This window comes from Streptomyces botrytidirepellens (genome assembly GCF_003721215.1).
In the GTDB taxonomy this organism is placed as follows: Bacteria; Actinomycetota; Actinomycetes; order Streptomycetales; family Streptomycetaceae; genus Streptomyces; species Streptomyces himastatinicus.
Genome location: NZ_RIBZ01000659.1, coordinates 1 through 5,564 on the forward strand (window position 1 = coordinate 1; position 5,564 = coordinate 5,564).

The window sequence follows — 5,564 nt, forward strand, 5'->3', positions numbered from 1 at the left end:
AGCCGCCCGCACCCGTATCCGGGGCCGCGGGCTCGGTTGCCGGGGGCGGGGGTGGGACGTCCGGGTCCTGGGGGGTGGGCGGGAAGCGGACGGGGAGGGTGGTGAGGCCGCGTTGGTAGATGCCGGGGCGCCAGCGGAGGTCGTCCTCCGGGGCCGCGAGTTCCACGTCCGGGAGGCGGTCCAGGAGCTTTTCTATGGCTACGGAGGCGATGAGGCGGGCCGAGCTGCGGCCGGGGCACATGTGGGGGCCGGCGCTGAAGGCGAGGTGGCCGCGGTTGCCGCGGTTGCGGCCGGAGACCCGTAACGCGTCCTGGTTGGCGGCGGCGAAGCTGATCACGATCGGCTCGCCCTCGCGCAGCCGCACCCCGGCCAGGGTGACGTCGTGGCGCGGGAAGTGGACCGCGAGGTTGGCCAGCGGCGGGTCCGTCCACAGCACCTCGTCCAGGGCGTCCTCGACGAGCATGCTGCCGCCGGAGAGGCCGCCCGCGAAGCGGTCGTCGGTCATCAGCACGCGCAGGGCGTTGCCGATCAGGTTGATCACCGGGTCGCTGCCGGAGGCGGTCAGGAGCATCAGCTGCTCGACGAGTTCGTGGTCGGCGAGCCGTTCGGGGTGGGCGATCAGCCAGGAGGTGACGTCGGCGGCGGGCCGGGCGCGCTTGAGGGCGACGAGTTCCTGGAGCGCCGCGGTGATCGTGCGGTCGGCCTCCGCCACGTCCGTACCGTCGAACAGGTGCGCGAGACCGGTGAAGAGCCGGTCCGCGATCTCGCGCGGGCAGCCGAAGAGTTCGCCGAGGACGAGCAGCGGCAGCAGCGCACAGTACTCGCCGACCAGGTCGGCCTCGCCCGCGTCGCAGAACTGGTCGATCAGGGAGTCGGCGATCCGCTCGACGTAGCCGCGCAGCGCGCCCGGGTCGATGCGGCTGGTGGAGTCGTCGATGGCGTTGCGGTACCGCTGGTGCTCCTCGCCGTCCACCGCGGTGGGCTGCGGCCGGTAGCGGATGATCTGCCCGGCGTGGCTGGTGTCGGGGACCCGGCCCTCGTTCTTCGCCCGCCAGCGCCGCGGGTCCTTGGAGAACGTCTCGGGACGGCGCAGGATCTCCAGCGCGGTGTCGTAGCCGACGCACAGGGTCGCGGTGACGCCCGGGTCCAGCTCCACCCGCGCCAGCGGGCCGTACGTCTCGCGCAGTCGCCGGTAGACGGCGGACGGGTCCTTGGCGAACTCGGGCGTGTGCAGAGGCACGGCCTCGCCCGCTTCAGCCGGGTCGTCGATCATGCCGACGTACGCTAGCGGACCGGTTTTCCGCCTCGTGCCGACTTCAGCGATTGGTGAGATTCGTCAATCGCCGCACCGGCGGCTCAACCGCGGCGGCTCAGCAGCCATGGCTCCACGACCCCGAGCCCACGCACCGGCCGCTGCCACATCGGCTGGAGCGCGAAGCGGTACGAGGGCGGCTCCAGGCCCTCCTTCTCGGCCTTGGCGGCCGCCTCCGCGGCCTCCGCCTCCGACACCGGGGCCTCCCCGGTGTGGCTCAGCTCCTCCGCGAACGCGCCGTCCACCAGGACCGCGTTCTTGGGGGCTATGGAGGTCAACCGGCTCGCCAGGTTCACCGTCGTCCCGAAGACGTCGCCCATGCGGGTCGCGACCGTGCCGAAGGCGATCCCGACGCGCAGCTCGGGCATCGTCTCGTCATGAGTCAGGGTCTCGATCAGCCGCAGTCCGATCTCGGCGGCGATGCCCGCGTCGTCGGCCGCGTACAGCACCTCGTCGCCCAGGGTCTTGATCAACCGGCCGCCGTGCGCGGCCACCAGGTCGGCGGCCGTGGTCTCGAACGCCTCGACCAGCTCGCCCAGCTCCTCTTCCTCCAGCCGCCGGGTCAGCCGGGTGAAGCTCACCAGGTCCGCGAAGCCGACCGCGAGCCGCCGGTCCACCATCTCCGCGTCGTCCGCGGCCTGCACCACCCGGCCGGTCGCGGCGGCGAGCTGCCGCCGGTAGACGTACACCAGGAACTCTTCCAGCTCCGGCAGCAACAGCTCGACCAGCGGGTAGGTGATCTCGGTCCGGGTCATCCCGGACTCCTGGGGTTCGGTGAGCCCCTCCAGGAAGGAGTCGATCTGCCAGTCCGCGAGCCGCGCGGTGGTCTGCCCGGTGGACCGCGCCACCTGGATCGCCATGGGCTCGCTCAGCAGCCCCGCCTCGACCAGACCGGACAGCCGTCGCAGGGCGAGGACGTCCGCTTCGGTGAGCGCCTTGGCCTGGCCGATGTCGGCGAAGCCCATCGCCCGCCAGAAGCGGGTGGCCAGTTCGACGGAGACGCCCGCGCTGCGGGCGGCCTGGAAGGGGGTGTAGCGCCGCTCGGCGCCGAGGATCAGCTGTTCCAGCCGGAGCGCGATGGGGTCCGGGGCGTCGGCGTCGGCGTCCTCGACGGCCTCGGGGTCCTCGATGGGCCCGGTGACCCCGGTGGCGTCTGCCGACTCCGGTACGGCTGACTCCGGTACGGCCGACTCCCGTACGGCCGACTCCCGTACGGCGGCGTCCTGCCCGGCACCATCCTGTCCCGCGGTGGCTTCTCCGGCGGTGGCTTCCGCGGCGGCGTCCGGGGCACCGTGCCCCTCGGCCGCGCCGGAACCCGCGTCGTCGGCGGTCACCGCCCGCCCCCTGTCCGATCCGTGCGCACTGCCCTTACGTTCCTTCTTCCGGTTCGGCCCGCGGCCGCCCCGAACTGGACGGACCGCCACCACGATACGTCAGGTGTGCCCTAGCTCACTCTGCACTGCGTCCCTTACTCCTCCCGTGACTACTCCTCCGGTGACGCGGGGCGCAGGTGCACGATGTCACCGGCCGAGACCGGCTCCTGCACCCCGGCGTCCGAGGCCAGCACCAGCCGCCCGTCGCCGTCGATCGCGACGGCCTCGCCGACGGTCGCCCCGCCGCCCGGGAGTTCCGCGCGGACCCGTCGTCCCAAGGTCGCACAGCCCGCCGCGTACGCCTCCTGGAGGCCGCACGCCGCGGGGTCGCCCTCGAGGCGGCACCACTCCCCGTACCACTGCTCGATGGACCGCAGGACGGCGCGCAGCAGCGGGTCGCGGTCGGTGGTGATCGCGTTCGCGAGGGCCAGCGAACCGGCCGTCGGCACGGGAAGTTCATCGGCACGCAGGGAAACGTTCAGGCCGACACCGATCACCACGGCGTCATCGGCCCGTTCGGCCAGGATCCCGCCGAACTTCCGCTCCTCGCCGCCGACCGGCACCAGCAGGTCGTTCGGCCACTTCAGCGCGGTGTCCACGCCCGCCGCCCGGCTCAGCGCCCCCGCGCTCGCCACCCCGGCGAGCAGCGGCAGCCAGCCCCAGCGGGACGTGGGGACGCCGGCCGCGCCGGGCCGCAGCAGAATGGAGAAGAACAAGCCGGACCGGGGCGGGGCGGTCCAGGTGCGGTCGAGGCGGCCGCGCCCGGCGTTCTGCTCCTCGGCGACGAGGACGACGCCCTCCGGGGCGCCGGCCCCGGCCCGGGCCACCAGATCGGTGTTGGTCGAGCCGGTCGCCTGCACCACCTCCAGCTCGGCCCACAGCCCACCGGGGCGTACCAGGGCGCGGCTCAGGGCGGTCGCGTTCAGCGGTGGCCGTTCCAGGTCCGTCCAGCGGCCGCGCGGATCTCCTGGGCCCCCGGGGGTGTCAGATGGCGTCATACGGGCCAGCCTAGGACCAGGAGGTGTGGCCAACGACGCAGTGCCACCCAGCGGTGGCGCCGATACGCTACGGACCGGTAGCCCAGCCGGCACAAAACCCCATCAACCCCGCCCACCACACCGCTATCGCCCCGATCCACAGCGTCACGACCCACAGCGTCACGGTCCCAGAATCCACCCCCAGGACGAGCAGGAGCCGCATCCCGATGTCCGAGCCGGAGATTGCCCCCGAGATTCCAGATCGTCACACCACCGCGGGGAAGCTCGCGGACCTTCAGCGCCGCATCGAAGAAGCGACACACGCGGGCTCCGCGCGGGCGGTCGAGAAGCAGCACGCCAAGGGCAAGCTGACCGCGCGCGAGCGCATCGACCTGCTCCTCGACGAGGGGTCCTTCACGGAGCTGGACGAGTTCGCCCGGCACCGCTCCACCAATTTCGGCATCGAGAAGAACCGGCCCTACGGGGACGGCGTCGTGACCGGCTACGGCACGGTCGACGGGCGCCCGGTGTGCGTCTACTCCCAGGACTTCACGATCTTCGGCGGCTCGCTGGGCGAGGTCTACGGCGAGAAGATCGTGAAGGTGATGGACTTCGCGCTGAAGACCGGCTGCCCCATCGTCGGGATCAACGACGGCGGCGGCGCCCGGATCCAGGAGGGCGTGGTGGCGCTCGGCCTGTTCGCCGAGATCTTCCGCCGAAACGTTCACGCCTCCGGGGTGATCCCGCAGATCAGCCTGATCGTCGGGCCGTGCGCGGGCGGCGCGGTCTACTCGCCCGCGATCACCGACTTCACGGTCATGGTCGACCAGACGTCGCACATGTTCATCACCGGACCGGATGTGATCAAGACGGTCACCGGTGAGGACGTCGGCTTCGAGGCGCTGGGCGGCGCCCGCACCCACAACACCACCTCCGGCGTCGCGCACTACATGGGCGGCGACGAGAAGGACGCCATCGAGTACGTCAAGACGCTGCTGTCGTACCTGCCGTCCAACAACCTCTCCGAGCCGCCCGCCTTCCCCGACGAGGCCGACCTGGAGACCTCGGACGAGGACCGGGAGCTGGACGTCCTCATCCCGGACTCGGCGAACCAGCCGTACGACATGCACCGGGCCATCGAGCACGTCCTGGACGACAACGAGTTCCTGGAGACCCAGGCGCTCTTCGCGCCCAACATCATCACCGGCTTCGGACGGGTCGAGGGCCACCCGGTGGGCATCGTGGCCAACCAGCCGATGCAGTTCGCCGGTTGCCTGGACATCGGCGCCTCCGAGAAGGCCGCCCGCTTCGTCCGCACCTGCGACGCGTTCAACGTGCCCGTGCTGACCTTCGTCGACGTGCCCGGCTTCCTGCCCGGCACCGACCAGGAGTACAACGGCATCATCCGGCGCGGCGCCAAGCTGATCTTCGCGTACGCGGAGGCCACCGTCCCGCTCATCACCGTCATCACCCGCAAGGCCTTCGGCGGCGCGTACGACGTGATGGGCTCCAAGCACCTGGGTGCCGACCTCAACCTGGCCTGGCCCACCGCGCAGATCGCCGTCATGGGCGCCCAGGGCGCGGTCAACATCCTGCACCGCCGTACGATCGCGGCCGCCGACGACCCCGAGGCGACCCGCTCCGAACTCATCGCGGACTACGAGGACACCCTGCTCAACCCGTACACGGCGGCCGAGCGCGGCTACGTCGACGCGGTCATCATGCCGTCCGAGACCCGCCGCCACATCGTTCGGGGACTGCGCACCCTGCGGAACAAGCGCGAGCAACTGCCCCCGAAGAAGCACGGCAACATCCCCCTCTAGGTGTGCTGTCCCGGCACGTTGGTGACGGGCGACGCGCTGTGAGTGGTGCTTGAACGAGGCGAGGGCCTCTGGTTTCGGT

4 protein-coding genes are annotated in these 5,564 nt (G+C 71.6%); 1 reads left to right on the forward strand and 3 read right to left on the reverse strand.

Features of this window, described 5'->3' with window-relative positions:
- The 3 genes from EEJ42_RS34920 to EEJ42_RS34930 form a co-directional block, all read right to left on the reverse strand.
- Nucleotides 1–1,273: cytochrome P450 family protein (locus EEJ42_RS34920; RefSeq protein ID WP_148082138.1), on the reverse strand; the 1,273-nt coding region annotated here is incomplete at its 3' end.
- Nucleotides 1,274–1,356: 83 nt separating this feature from the next.
- Entirely contained in the window at nt 1,357–2,646 is a 1,290-nt protein-coding gene (locus EEJ42_RS34925) for an adenylate/guanylate cyclase domain-containing protein (RefSeq protein WP_123106211.1), read from the reverse strand.
- A 149-nt stretch (nt 2,647–2,795) separates the two neighbouring features.
- On the reverse strand, nt 2,796–3,683 hold the full coding sequence (locus tag EEJ42_RS34930; RefSeq protein ID WP_123106213.1) for a biotin--[acetyl-CoA-carboxylase] ligase: 888 nt from the start codon (nt 3,681–3,683) through the stop codon (nt 2,796–2,798).
- A gap of 206 nt (nt 3,684–3,889) precedes the next feature.
- Here EEJ42_RS34930 and EEJ42_RS34935 point away from each other — a divergent pair, with 206 nt between their 5' ends.
- Nucleotides 3,890–5,485 carry an acyl-CoA carboxylase subunit beta gene (locus tag EEJ42_RS34935; protein WP_009717294.1) on the forward strand — a complete coding sequence of 532 codons (1,596 nt, stop codon included), beginning with the start codon at nt 3,890–3,892 and terminating at the stop codon, nt 5,483–5,485.
- Nucleotides 5,486–5,564 lie beyond the last annotated feature (79 nt).